Here is a 19,482-nt window from a genome sequence, read left to right on the forward strand (position 1 = left end):
TTAAGCAGTCTCTTTTAGTTATGATCTAAATATTACTTCTTCTTTTGAGAACATGTATCTAGCAAAAAGTACAGCAGCAACAACATAAATTATATGCCAACCAAATACTATTGCTATATGAGTTGGGTTATATATTCCAACCATAACTTCTTTCATAAGAGCAACTGAATTTGCAATTGGTATATTAAATATAAGCATAGAAGTATTTTTAGCATCCATAAATACAGGTACATATGAAAGAATCATAAATGGCATTACAAGACCTGAAAGGTAAGTTCCAGCCTCTTTAACTGATTTAGCATAAAGACTTACACAAGTTTCTAATGAGCAAATAGCAATTAGTAATAATAGAGAGATTAAAAGTATTAAAGCAATACTTGTTCCATTAAGGGCAAGAGGGAATCCACCTTCCATGCCAGGAATACTTTGCATTGCAAAGTACATAGAACCAAGACTCAGTATTAGTGCAATAGCTGAAACTACACTCATTGCAATGATTTTACCCCATAAAAGAGCACTTCTATTACAAGATGTTGAAAGTAATGGTTCTAAAGTATTCCTTTCCTTTTCTCCAGCTCCAAGATCTGCTGCAATTGCAAGAGTTGGTGAAATCATAAGTATTATTATTAATGAAGGTATCATACTACCAAAACCACTAGCCGTAGGGTTAACATTTCCATCTTTAGTTAATCCAGATTTAACACTTACATCAAAAGGTTTAAGTATTGAAGGATTTATACCCTTAGCAGTTAATTTATCACTGACTATTTTATCTGATAATCCGCTTAAAAGTTTTTCAACAATATTTGATGCTATCTGAGAATTATTAGAGTTTTCATCAAATAATATTTGAAGATCTGTTTTCTTTCCTTCTGATACTAGCTTGTCAAAGTTTTTTGGAATATCAATAATAAGTTGTACATCTCCATCCTTTAAAGCTTTAGAAGGGTCATTTACATCTTTTATACTAATATTACTTTGAGATTTTAGTATATTTGCTACACTTGAATTTAAATCTCCCTTCATAACAATATTAATATTTTGAGATGCTTTCTTTTGGGTGTCTTCTATTCCTTTAAACATGATATTAAAGATAATAGGGAAAATTAGTATTGGAAGTAGAATAGAAAATATAATAGTTTTTCTATCACGGAAAATATCCTTTAGTTCTTTCTTAAAGACTATAAAAAAATTATTCATGAGCATTACCTCCAATTAAAGATACAAAGACTTCCTCTAAATCTTCACTATCATATTTAATTTTAAGAGTTTCTAAATTACAATCTTCTAAAAGTTTACCCTTATTAATAATAACAACTCTATCACAAAGCTTTTCAACCTCTGCCATTGAATGACTTGAAAAAAGAATAGTTTTTCCTTCCTCTTTACATTTAAGTATAAATTCATGAACTGTTCTAGCTGCTGTAACATCAAGACCAGTTGAAGGTTCATCAAAAAGCATAACGTTAGGACTATGAACTATAGAACGTGCTATAGATACCTTTTGTTTCATTCCCCTTGAAAATTTAGCTACTTTTTTATCAATAAACTCATCCATTTCAAATCTTTTGGATAATTCATTAATACGCTCATCAGCGCTTTTATTATCTATACCATAAAGATTAGCAAAATATTTTATATTTTCTCTTGCAGTTAATCTATCATATAGACCTACATCCCCTCCGAAAAGTATTCCAATTTCTTTTCTAACTTTAATAGGTTCCTTAGATGCTAAATAGCCATTAACTATTGCTTCACCAGAAGAAATTTTAAGCATTGTTGATATCATTCTAAGAGTGGTTGTTTTACCAGCTCCATTTTCTCCAAGTAAACCAACTATTTCTCCAGGTTTAACTTGAAAGGAAATATCATCAACAACGGTAGTATTTTTAAAAGTTTTCGTTAGATTAGTCACCTTTAACATTATTAATCCCCCTTATATTTTTTGTGTAATATATTACCATAAATGTGATATAAAAAGATAATATCACTAAATTAATTAAAAGTAAATAGTAATTAATAACCTTTTTTATAATATTAATATACATTTTAAAAAGTAAATAATATTAAAATAGATTTATAGAAATTTCTTGACACATAAATATTCATAAACTAAAATATAAAACAGAATAATTTTTAAAGTTAAGATACACTTTAAATTGGTCCTGTGAGGCCAGAAAGGAGTATGCAACTATGTTATTACAGCAAAAGAGAAATATCATAGCTTTGCCGTTAAAGGTAAATTTAATAAACAAAGAATATATAAGGATAATAAGGAGAGCAATTTAAAATATTGTGGTCTCTTTATTGTCCTTTTTTTGTATATAAAATTTTATCTTTAAGAAGTGTATTTTTAGCAAAAATACTAAATTAGGGAGGGCTAAGCATGAAAGCAAGGCTTATATTAGAAAATGGCATGATTTTTGAAGGGAATCCATTTGGATATCTTAAAGAAAATGTAGGAGAAGTAGTATTTACTACTGGAATGACTGGATATCAGGAAGTTTTAACAGATCCATCTTATTATGGTCAAATAGTAACAATGACGTATCCTCTTATAGGAAACTATGGAATAAACTTAGAAGATATGGAGTCAAATAAAGCAAGGGTTTCAGGATTTATAGTTAGAGAAAAATGTGATATGCCAAATAATTTTAGATGTGAATTAACATTAGATAATTATTTAAAGTTAAATAAAATAATAGGACTTGAAGGCATAGATACAAGAGCTCTAACAAAAGTTCTTAGAAATAATGGAACAATGAAAGGAATTATTGTTTTAGATGATTCAAAGTTAGAAGATGTTAAAAGTAAACTAAATAAATTTTCCAATAAAGATGCAGTAAATATTGTATCTACTAAAGAAAAATATGAAATTCCTGGAGAAGGAAAACATGTAGCTATTATAGATTATGGAATAAAAGAAAATATAATAAGATGCTTTAAAAATAGAGGATGTAAAATTACAGTATTTCCATCAAAGGTAAAGGCAGAAGAAATACTTAACGTAAATCCAGATTTAATATTTTTATCAAATGGTCCTGGAGATCCACAGGATTTAGAAGAGGAAATAAATACAATAAAAAATATAATAGGTAAAAAACCTGTAGTTGGAATTTGTTTAGGACATCAACTTTTAGCATTAAGTTTAGGAGGAAATACAACTAAATTAAAGTTTGGACATAGAGGATGCAATCATCCAGTAAAAGATTTAGAAACGGGAAAAGTACATATAACCTCACAAAATCATGGGTATGTTGTAGATAAATTACCTGATGATGTAGAAGTAACTCATTTAAATATAAATGATGGAACAATTGAAGGATTAAAACATAAAACTATGAAGGTATACTCAGTTCAATTCCATCCAGAGGCATCAGCAGGTCCAAAGGATTCAGAATATATATTCGATAGATTTTTAAGTTATGCATTATAAGATTATTAGGGGGTTAAAGATATGCCATTAAATAAAGATATAAAGAAAGTATTAGTTATAGGATCAGGTCCAATAGTAATAGGACAAGCAGCAGAATTTGATTATTCAGGAACACAAGCCTGTGAAGCATTAAGAGAAGAAGGAATTGAAGTTGTATTAATAAATTCAAATCCAGCAACTATAATGACAGATAGAGAAGTTGCAGATAAGGTTTATTTAGAACCATTAACTTTAGAATTTGTTGAAAAAGTAATAAAAAAGGAAAGACCAGATAGTTTACTTGCAGGAATGGGTGGTCAAACAGGATTAAATCTTGCAGTAGAACTTTATGATTCTGGAATTTTAGATAAATATAATGTAAAAGTAATAGGAACTTCTATTGAGTCTATAAAAGAAGGTGAAGATAGAGAACTATTTAGAAATATGATGAACAGAATTAAAGAACCTGTTATTCAAAGTGAAATAATAACAGACTTTAATACTGGAATGGACTTTGCAAATAAAATAGGTTATCCAGTAATAGTAAGACCTGCCTATACCCTTGGGGGAACTGGCGGAGGTATTGCTGAAAATGAAGAGGAACTTAAAGTAATATTAGAATCAGGACTTCAGTTAAGCACAATAGGACAAGTATTATTAGAAAAGTCAGTTAAGGGTTGGAAAGAAATAGAATATGAAGTAATGAGAGATTCCTATGGAAACTGTATAACAGTATGTAATATGGAAAACATAGATCCAGTTGGAATTCATACAGGAGATAGTATAGTTGTAGCACCATCTCAAACATTATCAGATAAGGAATATCAGATGCTTAGAACTGCATCAATAAACATAATAAATGCGGTAGGAATAAAGGGAGGGTGTAATGTACAATTTGCCTTAAATCCTGAAAGTTTTGAATATGCAGTAATAGAAATAAATCCAAGGGTTTCAAGATCATCAGCTCTAGCATCAAAGGCAACTGGATACCCAATTGCAAAGCTTGCAGCTAAAATTGTATTAGGCTATGGACTTGATGAAATAAAAAATGCTGTAACTCAAAAAACATATGCTTGCTTTGAACCAGCTCTTGATTATGTAGTATGTAAAATTCCCAAATGGCCTTTTGATAAATTCTTTGGTGCAGATAGAGAACTTGGAACAAAGATGATGGCAACTGGAGAAATAATGGCAATAGGTTCAAATTTTGAACAAGCTTTCTTAAAAGGAATAAGAAGTTTAGAAATAGGAAGATATTCTTTAGATTTTAAGAAGTTTAGAAATTTAAGTATGAAGGAACTAAAAGATAGAGTAGTATGTCCAGATGATGAAAGAATATTTGCCTTAGCAGAAATTCTTAGAAGAGATTATAGGATAGACATGGTATCTCAAATAACTGGAATAGATAAATTCTTCATAGAAAAGTTTAAGTGGATAGTTGAAGAAGAGCAAAGATTAAAATTAAGCAATATAGAAAATCTAGATAAAGAATGGCTTTTAAAATTAAAGAAAAAAGGTTTTTCAGATAAGGCAATAGCAGATTTTTTAAAGGTAAGTCCAGATGATATATATAAATTAAGAGATATATGGAATATAAAACCTTCATATAAAATGGTTGATACTTGTGCAGGAGAATTTGAAGCTTTATCACCATATTACTACTCAAGCTATGATGAATATGATGAAGTTAAAGTAACAAATGATAAAAAGAAAGTAATAGTTATAGGTTCAGGTCCAATTAGAATAGGACAAGGTGTAGAGTTTGATTACGCATCAGTTCATTGTGTTAAGGCACTTAAAAATTTAGGAATAGAAACAATAATAGTAAATAATAATCCAGAGACAGTAAGTACAGATTTTGATATATCAGATAAATTATATTTTGAGCCACTTACAGAAGAGGATGTTTTAAACATAATAGAAAAGGAAAATCCAGATGGAGTAATACTTCAATTTGGTGGTCAAACAGCTATTAAGCTTGCAAATTTCTTAAAGGAGAAAAATATAAAGGCTCTAGGAACAACAGCGGATGAAATTGATATGGCAGAGGATAGAGAAAAATTTGATGCACTTTTAGAAGAGTTAGGAGTAGCTAGACCAAAGGGAAAAGGAGTATGGTCAGTTGAAGAGGGTTTAAAAGAAGCTAAAATATTAGGTTTTCCAGTACTTGTTAGACCTTCATATGTAATTGGAGGACAAGGTATGGAGATAACTCATGATGAAGAGGAGTTAAAATATTATTTAGAAAATGCCTTTTTAAAGGATAAGAAAAATCCAATTCTTATAGATAAATATTTAATGGGAAGAGAAATAGAAGTAGATGCAATATCAGATGGGGAAGATATATTAATACCAGGAATTATGGAGCACTTAGAAAGAGCTGGAGTTCATTCAGGTGATAGTATAACAATGTATCCAAGTCAAAATATAAGGGAAGAAATTAAAGAAAAAATATTAGAATATACTAAAAAACTTGCACTAGCAATAGGAATAAAAGGAATGATAAACATTCAATTTATAGAATTCGAAGGGAAGCTTTATGTAATAGAAGTTAATCCAAGAGCTTCAAGAACAGTACCTTATATAAGTAAAGTTTCTAAAGTTCCAATAGTTGATATTGCTACAAAAGCAATGCTTGGATATAAATTAAAAGATTTAGGATATGGGGTAGGTCTATACAAAGAGCCAGAACTTATATCAGTTAAAGTACCAGTATTCTCAACTCAAAAACTTCCAAATGTAGAAGTATCATTAGGACCAGAAATGAAATCAACAGGAGAGGTTTTAGGAGTTGGAAGAAATATAAAGGAAGCTTTATACAAAGGATTTGTTGCAGCAGGAATGATAACTAACATTGATAATAAAAAAATACTTGCAACAATTAAAAACCATGATAAACAAGAATTTTTAGAAATGGCAGTGGAGCTTTTAAAACTAGGATATAAATTTGTATCAACAAAGGGAACATGTAAATTATTAAGAGATAATGGAATTAATGCAGAAGAAGTAAGAAAAATTAATGAAGAAAATCCCAATATACTAGATGTAGTAAAAAATAAAGAAGTTGATTTAGTAATAAATACACCAACTAAAGGAAATGATTCAAAGAGAGATGGATTTTTAATAAGAAGAGCTGCTGTAGAGAGAAATATTGGAGTTATAACAGCTTTAGATACATTGAAGGCAATGATAGATGTTAGAAAAGAAAATTTTAGTGAAAAAAATAATTTAGAAGTTTTCAATATATCAGAAATTTAAAATAAAAAATAAATGGAGTTTATTTTTATATTTATTGGAGTTAAAGATATTTATAAACAATAAAATAGAGTATTGCATAAGAACTAGAAATCATATGCAATACTCTTTTTATGTCTAATAAAAAAGAATTATAAATCGACAGTTTTTTCTTTTAAAAATAAAAAATAATTTAGGAATATATAATCTAATAAAACATATATTGTTAACATAAGAAAAAATATATTGACATACGAACCTGTGTTCGCTAAAATATAATCAAACGTGTGTTCGTATAAAAGGAGTGTTATTTATGAAATCTAATTCAAATATTTTTGTAAAATTAAATTATAAGAGTATGACTGAAAGCAGAAGCTTAATTATTGATAGACAGGGAAACTTTGGAGATTCAAAAAAATATTTAATGTGTGCAGGAAAATATGATAAAAATGGATGGACTATAGTTTTTAAAGCTAGAGATTATAAAGAGGCTGAGGAAATAGTAAATAATAATCCTTTTATACATAGCAAGGGATATTCATCAAGTATATATCAAAAACCATCATTCTCATGTTAAACCTAATGGACAGGATTAAAACATTCTACAATAAATAATTTTATAGATATATACTTTGAATAATAAAAAGGCTAGAAGTAATTTCTAGCCTTTAATATTAAATTATAAATCTAATAAGTTTTTCTCATATTCTGAGTAAAGTTCTCTAAGTTCACACATTTTATCTTCAATTTCTAAATAAAGCTCAGAAGCTAATTTATAATCAGAATTATTAAATGCATCTCTTAATCTACTAAATAAAGATTTACTATTAGAAGTATCTTTCATTAAATAGTGTCTTAATTTATTTAATCTAGTCCAATTAAATATATCTAAATCAAGAGCTTTATCTGGAGAATGAAGTCTTTTACTATCTCTTATTTGTTTAATGTAGTTGTTTATTATTCTATGTTCTAATTCAGTTGCCCATCTTGATAGTGCAGCGATTTTAAAACTGTTTATTATTTGATCAGTAAATACTGGATTTTTCTTTAATACTTCAAGTTTATCTAAATTATTATCAAGTTGAGATAAGTTTTCATAAACTGTTGCAGGTGCTTTACCGAAGTATTCATTTCTTTCTTGTTCATTAAAGTCTTCAAATACGTCATCTTCACTTCTATAAGCTCTACTAGTCTCTAAATAGTCTGCCTTTTCACCAGGTTTTTTAGATAACTCTTTTAATAACTCATCTTTTGATTTTTTTGAATGTGAAGCATATAAAATACCATCAAGCATAGCTAAATAAGAAACTGCAAATGTTAAATATGTATTTGAATGTGGATTTGGTGATCTAAGTTCAAATCTAGTTGCCATAGGACTTTCAAAGTCTCTTATTAATCCAATTAAAACAGTTCTATTTCTTGAAGGGTTCTCTGGAGTTATTCCTAATGAAGTAACTGTACAAATTGGTGCCTCAAATCCAGGTTTCAATCTCTTAAGGGAATTATTTGTTGAAGATATAAATGGATTCATTACTTCATAATTTTTAAGTATTCCCATAACAGCACCATATCCTATTTCACTTAAGAAATGTTCTTTAGATACATGGAATAGGTTAACTCTATTTCCATTCTTTAATTTAGCACTAACTCCTAAGTGAACATGCATACCAGAACCAGCAACTTCATCTATTGGTTTTGCCATAAATGTTACTTCAAGACCATTTCTTCTAAATGTTTCTTGTATAAGAGTTCTAATGAAAAGTTCATTATCTGCTGCTTGAAGTGCTGATGCAAATTTCCAGTCTACTTCAAGTTGTTCCATGATGTGATTGAATTTACCAGTGCTTTCAAGTTTAGCTTTAACACCACCAACTTCTTTATGTCCCATTTCAGGATTAAAGCCGTATTTATCCATTAATATTAAAGTTTGTTCTAAAGCAGTTCTTACTGTTCCTTTAGTTCTTGTCCAATATTGTTCTTGTAAAACTTGTGATGTTGATAACTCTTCTATTTCAGCAGTATCATTTGGTGTTTTAACCCAAAATTCTAATTCTGTTGCTGAAGTTAAGTTAATTTCTTCTATATCTTCTTTAGTTAAATTGTAAGTTTCTAATAATTTTGGATTTTTTGAGAATTCGTCCCAAAGGGCTTTTTCGAAGGTTTCAACAGATGATTTTAAAATATATCTTGAATCAACAGCTTTGTTGTTATGATATAAGAAACAAGGAATCTTAAGAGTACCTATAGGTTTTTTTGTAAGAGGGTCTATATTATCGTAGTTGTAGTCAACAAACCAATTACAGTCTAAATCTGTAATCATATCAACTTTTGCATTATTAAGGGTAGCTATTCCAGGTAATACAACTGATGAACCGTCTGTTTGAACAGCGACACCATTTAAAAATGAATCAATATCATCTAAAAATAAGCTTACAGGAATTTTTTCATCTGTATCATTACCAGATAAATCTATTCCAACTAGAGAAACAAACTTAATTTCAGGATTTTCAGATAATATATTAAAAATATCGCTTTTAGTATGTTTATTGCTTGGTATAGTGTAAATTAAATCATCAACCATAGTTTTCTATTCTAGATATTAATGTAGAAATGAACTATATACCTAGAATAATGTCACATCCTTTCTAGTTTATCGAATGAATTTGAAAACACTTAACTTAATGTTCGTGTCACAAAAAATCTTAGACAAATTTTACTACAATACATTGTATCAGTCAATAATATTAATAGAAAATTATTAGTTAATAGTTTGTTAGACAAATGTTAAGTAGTGTGTATTTTTTATCGAAATTTTATTAAACAATATGTGGATTATAAATAAAAAATAGTGTATAGATTTATTTTATTTAAAGTTATAGAATATATAATATATAAATTTAAAATAAAGAATGGAGTGACTAAGCTTTGAATAAAAAAGGATTACCAATAGGTTTTTTTGACTCAGGAGTTGGTGGATTAAGTGTAATGCGAGAAGCTTTAAAGCTTATGCCTAATGAAAATTACATATATTTTGGAGATTCAAAAAATGCTCCATATGGTACAAAAGAAATGAATGAAGTTAGAGATTTAACTTTTGATGCAGTTGAGTTTTTGTTAAGTAAAGGAGCAAAGGCTATAGTGGTTGCTTGTAATACAGCAACAAGTGCAGCTGCTAGTGAACTTAGAAAGGTATATAAGGAAGTTCCTATTATAGGTATAGAACCAGCTGTTAAACCAGCTGTAGAGTTACATAGAAATGGAGATGTAATAATAATGGCAACTCCTTTTACATTATCTCATCTTAAATTTAAAAAACTTATGGATATGTATAGACAAGATGCAAGTATATATCCAATGCCTTGTGCTGGATTAGTTGAGTTTATTGAAAAGGGAGATTTAAATAGTAACAATGTAAAGAAGTACCTTGAGGATAAATTTAAAGAATATGAAAATAAAGATATAGCAGCTATAGTACTTGGATGTACCCATTATCCATTTATAAAGGAAACTTTATCAGAAGTTGTTGGTGGTGATATTCCAATAATTGATGGTGGGGAAGGAACTGCAAGAGAACTTAAAAGAAAACTTGAAGATATGGATCTTATAAGTGATTCAAAAACAAAAGGAGAAATTGAGATATATAACTCTACTGGAAAAGAAGAAATTATTTTATTAAGTAAAAAATTATTAGAAGTTTAAATATATAATTTATAACAATATTAAAAATCTCTAAAATCTATAAGTATTAGATTTTAGAGATTTTTAATAATATTATTATTTTAGTTTCGAATTAACAGTTAAATTATATAATAAATGTAATTTTTAGTTTATCAATATTTTTATATTTAATAGATAATTAGTTAATAAAGATTATATATTTATTAACTATTAGTAAAAAAAATGAGTATTATATATTGAATAATTAAAAAGTGATAAATATTAGAAAAAAGTTTGTTAAATAGTTGACAAAGATAAAGCAAATTGATATATTATAAGTGTAAAAAGAATTGTCAGAAAATTTTAAAAATAAGAATGACTAATTATAAAAATGATTTATGAGGTGATAATTATGATGATAAATGTTAAGGAATTTTTAGGAGAAAATTTTGCTGTTGAGGATGCTATAATACTAAGAGATCAAATAAAAGATAATTTAAATGAAGAAGTTGTTTTAGATTTTGAAGGATTGGACAAGGTACCAACTACATTTTTAACTTGTCTTTTTAGTGAACTAATAAATGAAAAAGGAAGAGAAGCAATTTTTGACGCTGTTAATGTTAAGAACTTAACAAACTATAATGATTTTTCAAGAGTGGTAATGGGAACAACATTCTTAAATTAAATATGGAGTAAAATTAATGAATGAAATAGAAAGTATACACAAAAAAACCACTATTTTTAAATTTTGAAGTAGTGGTTTTTTATTTTAATTATATATTTTGAGTTACTTTAAAGAGAAATTTAATGCAAAATTGCTCTTTATTTTTTTGCAGAAAATCAATAATATATTATTAAAATATTTAAGAAGATTTAAAAAATACTATTATTCATATATTTGGATAATTTTAAAATAATATAAAAAAGAATCTTATAAACCTAATTAAATTGTAAATAAATACAATTATTTTTATTAATTTAATTTAAATGATTACACTAAATTATGTATATAAATAAATAGATTTTAAGTTGATTATTAATTTGCATTAGTTTAATATGATTATTAGAACAGAATTATAGAACACTTAATTAGAGTTATAGAATAAATTTTTATATATGAGAAAGGATGAAAAATATGGGAGAAGTAGTGCAGTCTGTAGAGAGGGCATTATCGATATTAGAGATATTATCTAGTAATTCAGATGGTATGGGAATAAAAGAGATAAGTGAAGGAGTAGACCTTCATAAAAGTACTGTTCATAGATTGTTAGCGACTTTAATCGAAAAAAAATATGTTAAACAGAATCCAAAAAATAATAAGTATATGCTGACGTTTAAAATGTTTGAAATAGGAAATAGAATGGCTAGTAACATAAATTTAGTGGATGTAGCAAAGCCTCATTTAAAAGAATTAGTTGATATAACAGGGGAAGTTGTACACCTTGTTGTTAGAGATGGAAATGAGATTATATATATAGATAAGGTAGAACCAAATAATACTTTAAGAATGTATTCTAGAATAGGGAAAAGAATACAAATGTATTGTACAGCTGTAGGAAAAAGTATGATGGCATATATGAATGACAGTGAAATAAAAGAAATTTGGGATAATAGTGAGATAAGACAAATTACTCCTAAATCAATTATTCACTTTGATGAATATATGAAGATAATAAATAAGGCAAGAAAAGAAGGATATGCATTAGATGAAGAAGAAAATGAAATAGGAATAAGATGTATAGGAGCTTCAATATTAGATTACAAAAATGAAGTTTGTGCAGCAATAAGTATATCAGGTCCTACTAATGTATTTACATTAGAAAAAATAGAGCCATATTCAAAGTTAATAAAAAAAACAGCATTAAAAATTTCAGAAGATATAGGTCATAGTATAGAAAATAATATTTAAGTTATTAATTCATCCTCACATGATTCATAAGTATATATTAAATTCTAATAAAGTTCTTTTCTATAATTTGAAATGATATTTAAGTATTTCTAAAAGTTTATATATAATAAACACTCCAAAATAAATAATAAAAAACAAAATATATTAAGGTGTATTTTCCTTATTTAATGGAAAATACACCTTTTTTTATTTATATAAGAAAATGTTTTCAAAATAAAATATATAAATATTAATGAACAGTTAATAAAGTTACAATTAGTTAATAATATTATTATTTATAGTTTTAAAATTGTTAACTATACTAGAAAAAAGTTTTGTATTATGGAATATAGTTTTACAAAATGGAATAAAATAAAATGCAAGAAACCATTTAAAGTCAAAAGTTATAAATATTTTATTATTAAAAAATAAATATTGAAAAATATAAATAATATTAAAGTGGTCTATACCAGCTAAATTCAAGGGTTTTATCAATTTTTTCATCAATAAAATAATATAAATATGAAAAAAACTATAAAAAAAGAAAATATTGTTAATAAACCATTAATATGTTAATAATAAGTTTTCAACAAATTTGTTGATTATTTCAAATTTATTAACTATACTTAAAATATATTCTATATTATGAAACAAAGTTTTACTATGTGAAACATAGGGGGATGAAAAAATGAATAAGTACGATGTGCTAAAAAGAATAGAAGACAAAGGAATAGTAGCTGTTGTTAGAGCTAATAATCCAGAAGAAGCTATTAAAATTTCAGATGCGTGTTTAAAGGGTGGAATAGATTCAATTGAAATAACATTTACTATACCAGGTGCAGAAAATGTTATAAGAGAATTAATAAGCAAGTTCACAGAAGAATTATTAGTTGGAGCAGGTACAGTATTAGATAGTGAAACAGCTAGAATTGCAATATTAGCTGGTGCAAAATTTATTGTTAGTCCTGGATTTGATTTAGAAACTGCTAAATTATGCAATAGATACAGAGTACCTTATATGGCTGGTTGTGTAACTATTAATGAAATGATAAGAGCATTAGAGGCAGGGGTAGATATTATAAAATTATTCCCAGGTAGCGCTTTTGGGGCAGGATATGTTAAGAGTGTTAAAGCACCATTACCTCAAGCACCAATTATGCCAACTGGTGGAGTAGATATAAATAATGTAGATCAATGGATAAAAAATGGTTGTATAGCTGTAGGCGTAGGGGGAAAGTTAACAGCAGGAGCCAAAACTGGAGATTTTGAATCAATAACAAAATTATCTAAAGAATTTATAGAAAAGATAAAAGAAGCTAGAAAATAAAGGGGAAAATAATTATGGCAAAAAAGGTAGTATCATTAGGCGAAATCTTAATGAGATTAACTCCTCCTAATTATGAAAGATTTTTACAAGCAAAATCTTTTGATATAAATTATGGTGGTGCAGAAGCAAATGTAGCTCTTGAATTAGCTAGTTTAGGATTAGATTCATATTTTGTTACTCAACTTCCAAATAATGATATAGGAAAAAGTGCAGAAAATTATTTAAGATCCTATGGTGTGAAAACAGATTATATAAATTTTGAAGGAGATAAATTAGGAGCATATTTTTTTGAAAAAGGATTATCACTAAGACCTTCAAAAGTAATATATGATAGAAAACATTCAGCTATATGTGATGTAAATATAGATAATTTTGATTTCGATAAGATATTTGAGGGTGCAGATTGGTTTCATATATCAGGAATAACACCTGTACTAAGCAAAGAGTGTGCTGAACTTACAAAGCTAGCCATGAAAAAGGCTAAAGAAAAAAAGCTAAAAATAAGTTTAGATTTAAATTATAGAAGTCAATTAGCTACTATAGAAGATTATGAAGAAATAATGGAAGAATTATTACCTAATGTAGATTTATGCATAGGATGGTTGAGTAGCATAGAAGGATGCTCAGGAGAACATAAAATAGCAGATTTTGCAACAGAGAAGTTTGATGAAAATAAATTTTTAAACATATTCTCTAAAATGAGCAAGAAATATAACATAAAATATGTAGCAACAACTCTTAGAGAAAATTTTTCAGCATCAAAAAATGCTATATCAGCAATAATATATGAAGGTAATAAAATTTACAAAAGTCATAGATATGAGTTTGATATATTAGATAGAGTTGGATCTGGAGATGCCTTTGCAGCTGGTTTAATATATGGATTAATAAATGATGAAAATATAGAAAAGTCTTTAAATATTGCAGTTGCATCTGCAGTTTTAAAACATACAATCAATGGTGATTGTAATATAACAAATATAAATGAAATAACATCAATTATAGATGGAAAAACTTCAGGAAGTGTCCAAAGATAATGGGAGGTTTAATAAATGATAAAAGAAATTGCTATTGAGAAAATAAAAGACGAAAGTAAATTTACTAATTCAAAACAGTTAACTAAAGAAGAGGTAAAAAAGGCCTTAGATGATGCAATTAAAATAATTGATAAAGATATTGAAAAATTTGGTGAAAGATTTCCACATTCAGCAAGTAAAGATGGAAAATATAAAATTATAGATAATGTTGAATGGACAACAGGATTCTGGACAGGAATGCTTTGGCTTGCATATGAATATACAGGCGATGAAAAGTATAAAAATCTTGCTCAAAAGAATGTAGATGATTTTATGAAGAGAATAGATGAAAAAATAGAAGTAAATCATCATGACATGGGATTCTTATATTCAATATCTTGTGTTGCAGATTATAAGTTAACAGGTAGTGAAAAGGCAAAAGAAGCAGCTTTAAAAGCAGCAGATCACTTAATGACAAGATATCAAGAGAAAGGAAAGTTTATTCAAGCATGGGGTAACATGGGAGAAGACTACAGATTGATAATAGATTGTTTAATGAATATTCCTTTATTATATTGGGCATCAAAAGTTACTGGAGATAAAAAATACTATGAAACAGCTCATACACACTTTAAGACATCATGTAATTATGTAATAAGAGATGATGGTTCAACATTCCATACATATTATTTTGATAATAAAACAGGAAAACCATTAAAAGGAGTTACAAAACAAGGTTATTCAGATGATTCTTCATGGGCTAGAGGACAAGCTTGGGGAGTATATGGTGTACCTTTAACTTATAGATATACAAAAGATAAGGATGCATTTAGAGTATATGAAGCTGTAACAAATTATTTCTTAAATAGATTACCAAAAGACAATGTATGTTTCTGGGATTTAATATTTAATGATGGAGATGATCATCCAAGAGATTCATCAGCTGCAGCAATAGCTGTATGTGGAATGCTTGAAATGAATAAATATCTTCCAGATACAAATGAATATAAAGATGTATATAAAAATGCATCTAATGCAATAATGAGATCATTAATAGAAAATTATACACCAGATCCAAATGGTGAAGAAGAAGGTTTACTACTTCATGGAGTTTACGGATGGCACGCTAACAATGGTGTAGATGAATGCACTACTTGGGGTGACTATTATTACATGGAAGCTCTAATGAGATTATATAAAGATTGGAATTTATATTGGTAAAAATTAAAAAAAGGAGAGGTTTTAATTATGGATATCAGATATGCAACACATCCAGAAGATTCTAAAAAATATACTACAGAGGAGTTAAGAAAACATTATTTAGTAGAAAAGGTATTTATAAAAGATGAAATTTCTTTAACTTACAGTCATGTAGACAGAATTATATTTGGTGGTGCAATGCCTGTAGACAAAGAATTAAAATTAGAAGCTGGAAAAGAAATGGGAGTTAACTATTTCTTAGAAAGAAGAGAAATGGGAGTTATTAACGTTGGAGGAGAAGGTTCAATTGAGCTAGATGGCGTTAAATACGAAATGGGCAAAAGAGATGGATTATATATACCAATGGGAGTAAAAGAGGTTGTATTTAAATCAAACTCAAAAGATTGCCCAGCTAAGTTCTATATAAACTCAGCTCCAGCACATCATAGTTATGACATAGTAAAAATAGATATAAAAAATGCAAATCCTGTTCATTTAGGAAGTCCAGCTAATTTAAATGAAAGAACTATATATCAATATGTTCACCCAGCTGTATGTAAGAGCTGTCAATTATTAATGGGATTAACAATGCTTGAACCTAATAATGCTTGGAATACAATGCCTTGTCATACTCATGAAAGAAGAATGGAAGTTTACTTCTATTTTGATATGAATGAAGATACAAGAGTGTTCCACTTAATGGGAGAACCAACAGAAACAAGACACATTGTAATGAAAAATGAACAAGCTACTATATCACCAAGTTGGTCAATACATGCTGGTGTAGGTACAAGTAATTATACATTTATTTGGGGAATGTGTGGAGAAAATCAAACATTTGATGATATGGATCAAATATCAATGGAAGATTTAAGATAAAAATTTATTTTGAAAGGATGATTAAAGAATGAGTTGTTCAGAATTAGATAAGTTCTCAATGGATTTCTTCTCATTAAAAGGAAAAGTTGCAATAGTAACTGGAGGAAATACAGGACTTGGACAAGGATATGTTGTTGCTTTAGCTAAGGCTGGTGCAGATTTATTTGTTCCAACTTATGATACAAATTGGGAAGAAACAAGAAAAATGGTTGAAGCTCAAGGTAGAAAAATCGTTTTTTGCCAAGTAGATTTAACTAAGAGAGAAGATATTACTAAAGTTGTAGATACTTGCATGAAGGAATATGGAAAAATAGACATATTAGTAAATAATGCAGGAACTATAAGAAGAGCTCCACTTTTAGAATATAAAGATGAAGACTGGAAAGCTGTTATGGATATAAACTTAAATGCAGTTTACTATTTAAGTCAAGAAGTTGCTAAGATTATGGCTAAGCAAAAGTCAGGAAAAATAGTTAATGTGGCTTCAATGCTTGCATTCCAAGGTGGAAAGTTTGTACCTCCATATACTGCTAGTAAGCATGGTGTAGCTGGTTTAACTAAAGCATTTGCAAATGAACTTGCTTGCTATAATATTCAAACAAATGCAATAGCACCTGGATATATTGAAACAGCAAACACTGCTCCAATTAGAGCTGATAAGAATAGAAATGAAGAAATACTTTCAAGAATTCCAGCTGAACAATGGGGAAAACCATTTGACCTAATGGGAGCTATGGTGTTCCTATGTAGTAAAGCTTCAGACTATATGAATGGAAATATTCTTGCAGTTGATGGTGGATGGTTAGTTAGATAGTATTTTTTAATATATTTAAGATAGTTCTAAATTATTAGAACTATCTTAAATGATAAATATCATGTAAATAGTTTAGTAAATATAGATTAATTTTATACAATTTAAGGAGGAGTTCTAAATGAACGATTATAAAAGATGGTATTATACAGCTAAAGCTAAAAGAACTGTACAAGCATTAAAAGAAAAAAAGTATGATGCTGTTATTGTGGAGAATTTAGAAGAAGCAAAGAAGTTAGTTCTCGAATCAATTCCTGAAGGATCATCAGTTGCGATGGGGGGATCAGTAACATTAAATGCAATGGACATGATATCCACAATTAGAAATGGAAATTATAAGTTCTTTGATAGATTTGATCCAAATTTAACTTTTAAAGAAGAAGTTGAAGTTTATAGACAAGGAATGTTAGCAGATTATTTTTTAAGTAGTACAAATGCGATAACAGAAGATGGAATGCTTGTAAATGTTGACTGTTCAGGGAATAGAGCTGCAAGTATGATTTTTGGGCCTAAACATGTAATCGTTGTAGCAGGATTTAATAAGATTGTTAAAAATTTAGATGAAGCTTTAAAGAGATTAAAAGAAATTGCTCCTATGAATTGTAAACGTCTAAAGGGACATAATGTAGCTCCTTGTGTTCAAAATGGAGAATGCACAGGAGGCGTTGGTTGTAATATAAAACAGAGAATGTGTAATTATATATCAATTGTTGAACACGGTGGAAAATTTGAAGGAAGATTTAAAATAATAATTGTTTTAGACGAAGTTGGATTTTAAATAATTTAAATAGGTTATAAGGGCGTAAATAAAAATAATTAAGAGGTGTGTTATTTATGAAAATAAAAAAAATAGAACCAATTAAGGATAGAGAAAAATTTTTAAGTCAAAAACTTTTAACTAAAGAAGAAGTTAAAAATGCTATAGAAGATTGTATAAAGATAATAGAAAAGAATATGAAAAAGTTTCCTGGGGATAAATTTCCAGATTCATCAAGTGTAGATTATAAATATCCTGTTATAGAAAATGTTGAATGGACAACAGGTTTCTGGACAGGAATGTTATGGCTTGCTTATGAATATACAGGAGATAATAAGTTTAGAAAGTTAGCGGAAGAAAATATACAATCATTTAAGCATAGATTAGATAATTTAATAGAACTTGGACATCACGACTTAGGATTCTTATATACAACAACTTGTGTTAGTGCTTATAAACTTACAGGAGATGAGCTTCCAAGAGAAGTTGCTATAAAAGCTGCAAAACAATTAATTACAAGATATCAAGAAAAGGGAGATTTCATACAAGCTTGGGGACCGCTTGGAGCAAAGGATAATTATAGATTAATAATAGATTGCTTAATGAATATTCCTTTACTATATTGGGCAGCAGAAGAAACTGGAGAAAAGGATTTATATAATAAAGCATATAATCACTATAAAACAGCTTGCGATAATGTAATAAGAGAAGATGGATCAAGTTTCCATACATTCTTCTTTAATAATGAAACTGGTGAACCACTAAGAGGTGCGAAAAGACAAGGATACTCAGATGAATCTACTTGGTCAAGAGGACAAGCATGGGGAATTTATGGAGTACCACTAACTTATAAATACACAAAAGATAAAAACGCAAAAAATCTTTTTGAAGCAGTAACTAATTTTTATTTAAATAGATTACCTGAGGATTTCGTATGTTATTGGGATTTAATATTTAGTGATGAAGGAAATATTCCAACAGATTGTAAAGTAGAAGATCAATCAAGAGATACATCTTCAGCAGCAATCGCAGTTTGTGGAATAAATGAAGCCAACAAACATTTAGAAGAAACAGATGAAAATAAATTAGTTTACAAGTATGCAATGCATGCAATATTAAGATCTTTAATAGAAAATTATGCAGCTAAACCAGATTCAGATTCTGAAGCATTATTACTACATGGAACTTATGCAGTTCATGCTAACAGAGGAATTGATGAAGGAACTATATGGGGAGATTACTATTACCTAGAAGCATTAATGAGATTCTATAAGGATTGGGATTTATACTGGTAAAAA

General features: G+C 28.1%; 16 protein-coding genes. 13 read left to right on the top strand and 3 right to left on the bottom strand.

Annotated features, from left to right (window positions below):
• Positions 1 to 18 precede the first annotated feature (18 nt).
• Both J2Z53_RS08835 and J2Z53_RS08840 read right to left on the bottom strand, forming a co-directional pair.
• Complete coding sequence (locus J2Z53_RS08835; protein ID WP_234925817.1) at positions 19 to 1,200, bottom strand: ABC transporter permease; 1,182 nt, start codon at positions 1,198 to 1,200, stop codon at positions 19 to 21.
• The gene (locus tag J2Z53_RS08840) at positions 1,193 to 1,924 is read right to left on the bottom strand and encodes an ABC transporter ATP-binding protein (RefSeq protein WP_209797132.1); all 732 of its coding nucleotides are present in this window, start codon (positions 1,922 to 1,924) and stop codon (positions 1,193 to 1,195) included. Before J2Z53_RS08840 ends, J2Z53_RS08835 begins: the two co-directional genes overlap by 8 nt.
• 462 nt (positions 1,925 to 2,386) lie before the next feature.
• Here J2Z53_RS08840 and carA point away from each other — a divergent pair, with 462 nt between their 5' ends.
• The 3 genes from carA to J2Z53_RS08855 all read left to right on the top strand — a co-directional run bounded on the left by carA (position 2,387) and on the right by J2Z53_RS08855 (position 7,226).
• Positions 2,387 to 3,436 (top strand): glutamine-hydrolyzing carbamoyl-phosphate synthase small subunit, encoded by a 1,050-nt coding sequence (gene carA, locus J2Z53_RS08845; RefSeq protein WP_209797133.1) that lies wholly within the window; start codon positions 2,387 to 2,389, stop codon positions 3,434 to 3,436.
• Between the two features lie 21 nt (positions 3,437 to 3,457).
• Positions 3,458 to 6,673 carry a carbamoyl-phosphate synthase large subunit gene (carB, locus tag J2Z53_RS08850; RefSeq protein WP_209797134.1) on the top strand — a complete coding sequence of 1,072 codons (3,216 nt, stop codon included), beginning with the start codon at positions 3,458 to 3,460 and terminating at the stop codon, positions 6,671 to 6,673.
• Positions 6,674 to 6,962: 289 nt separating this feature from the next.
• Positions 6,963 to 7,226: a hypothetical protein gene (locus J2Z53_RS08855; protein ID WP_209797135.1), complete on the top strand. Its 264-nt coding sequence runs from the start codon at positions 6,963 to 6,965 to the stop codon at positions 7,224 to 7,226.
• Between the two features lie 102 nt (positions 7,227 to 7,328).
• Here the strand turns inward: J2Z53_RS08855 and J2Z53_RS08860 are convergent, their stop codons facing one another.
• Positions 7,329 to 9,230: a type I glutamate--ammonia ligase gene (locus J2Z53_RS08860; RefSeq protein WP_209797136.1), complete on the bottom strand. Its 1,902-nt coding sequence runs from the start codon at positions 9,228 to 9,230 to the stop codon at positions 7,329 to 7,331.
• A gap of 344 nt (positions 9,231 to 9,574) precedes the next feature.
• On the opposite strand from J2Z53_RS08860, the gene murI reads away from it, so the two are divergent.
• The 10 genes from murI (at position 9,575) to J2Z53_RS08910 (ending at position 19,479) form a co-directional block, all read left to right on the top strand.
• Positions 9,575 to 10,348, top strand: coding sequence for a glutamate racemase (murI, locus tag J2Z53_RS08865; RefSeq protein ID WP_209797137.1), 774 nt, complete (start codon positions 9,575 to 9,577; stop codon positions 10,346 to 10,348).
• A 370-nt stretch (positions 10,349 to 10,718) separates the two neighbouring features.
• The gene (locus J2Z53_RS08870) at positions 10,719 to 10,991 is read left to right on the top strand and encodes an STAS-like domain-containing protein (RefSeq protein ID WP_209797138.1); all 273 of its coding nucleotides are present in this window, start codon (positions 10,719 to 10,721) and stop codon (positions 10,989 to 10,991) included.
• 450 nt (positions 10,992 to 11,441) lie between these two features.
• Positions 11,442 to 12,215 carry an IclR family transcriptional regulator gene (locus J2Z53_RS08875; protein ID WP_209797139.1) on the top strand — a complete coding sequence of 258 codons (774 nt, stop codon included), beginning with the start codon at positions 11,442 to 11,444 and terminating at the stop codon, positions 12,213 to 12,215.
• 667 nt (positions 12,216 to 12,882) lie between these two features.
• Entirely contained in the window at positions 12,883 to 13,521 is a 639-nt protein-coding gene (locus J2Z53_RS08880; protein ID WP_209797140.1) for a bifunctional 2-keto-4-hydroxyglutarate aldolase/2-keto-3-deoxy-6-phosphogluconate aldolase, read from the top strand.
• A 14-nt stretch (positions 13,522 to 13,535) separates the two neighbouring features.
• On the top strand, positions 13,536 to 14,558 hold the full coding sequence (locus tag J2Z53_RS08885) for a sugar kinase (protein ID WP_209797141.1): 1,023 nt from the start codon (positions 13,536 to 13,538) through the stop codon (positions 14,556 to 14,558).
• A gap of 15 nt (positions 14,559 to 14,573) precedes the next feature.
• Positions 14,574 to 15,758: a glycoside hydrolase family 88 protein gene (locus J2Z53_RS08890; protein ID WP_209797142.1), complete on the top strand. Its 1,185-nt coding sequence runs from the start codon at positions 14,574 to 14,576 to the stop codon at positions 15,756 to 15,758.
• Positions 15,759 to 15,785: 27 nt separating this feature from the next.
• Positions 15,786 to 16,616, top strand: a complete 831-nt coding sequence (gene kduI, locus J2Z53_RS08895; RefSeq protein WP_209797143.1) for a 5-dehydro-4-deoxy-D-glucuronate isomerase — start codon at positions 15,786 to 15,788, stop codon at positions 16,614 to 16,616.
• 28 nt (positions 16,617 to 16,644) lie between these two features.
• Entirely contained in the window at positions 16,645 to 17,430 is a 786-nt protein-coding gene (gene kduD / locus J2Z53_RS08900) for a 2-dehydro-3-deoxy-D-gluconate 5-dehydrogenase KduD (RefSeq protein WP_209797144.1), read from the top strand.
• A 118-nt stretch (positions 17,431 to 17,548) separates the two neighbouring features.
• Positions 17,549 to 18,205 carry a lactate utilization protein gene (locus tag J2Z53_RS08905; RefSeq protein ID WP_209797145.1) on the top strand — a complete coding sequence of 219 codons (657 nt, stop codon included), beginning with the start codon at positions 17,549 to 17,551 and terminating at the stop codon, positions 18,203 to 18,205.
• A 56-nt stretch (positions 18,206 to 18,261) separates the two neighbouring features.
• On the top strand, positions 18,262 to 19,479 hold the full coding sequence (locus J2Z53_RS08910; RefSeq protein ID WP_209797146.1) for a glycoside hydrolase family 88 protein: 1,218 nt from the start codon (positions 18,262 to 18,264) through the stop codon (positions 19,477 to 19,479).
• Positions 19,480 to 19,482: the final 3 nt, after the last annotated feature.

It is taken from the genome of Clostridium moniliforme (genome assembly GCF_017873235.1).
Classification (GTDB): Bacteria; Bacillota; Clostridia; order Clostridiales; family Clostridiaceae; genus Clostridium; species Clostridium moniliforme.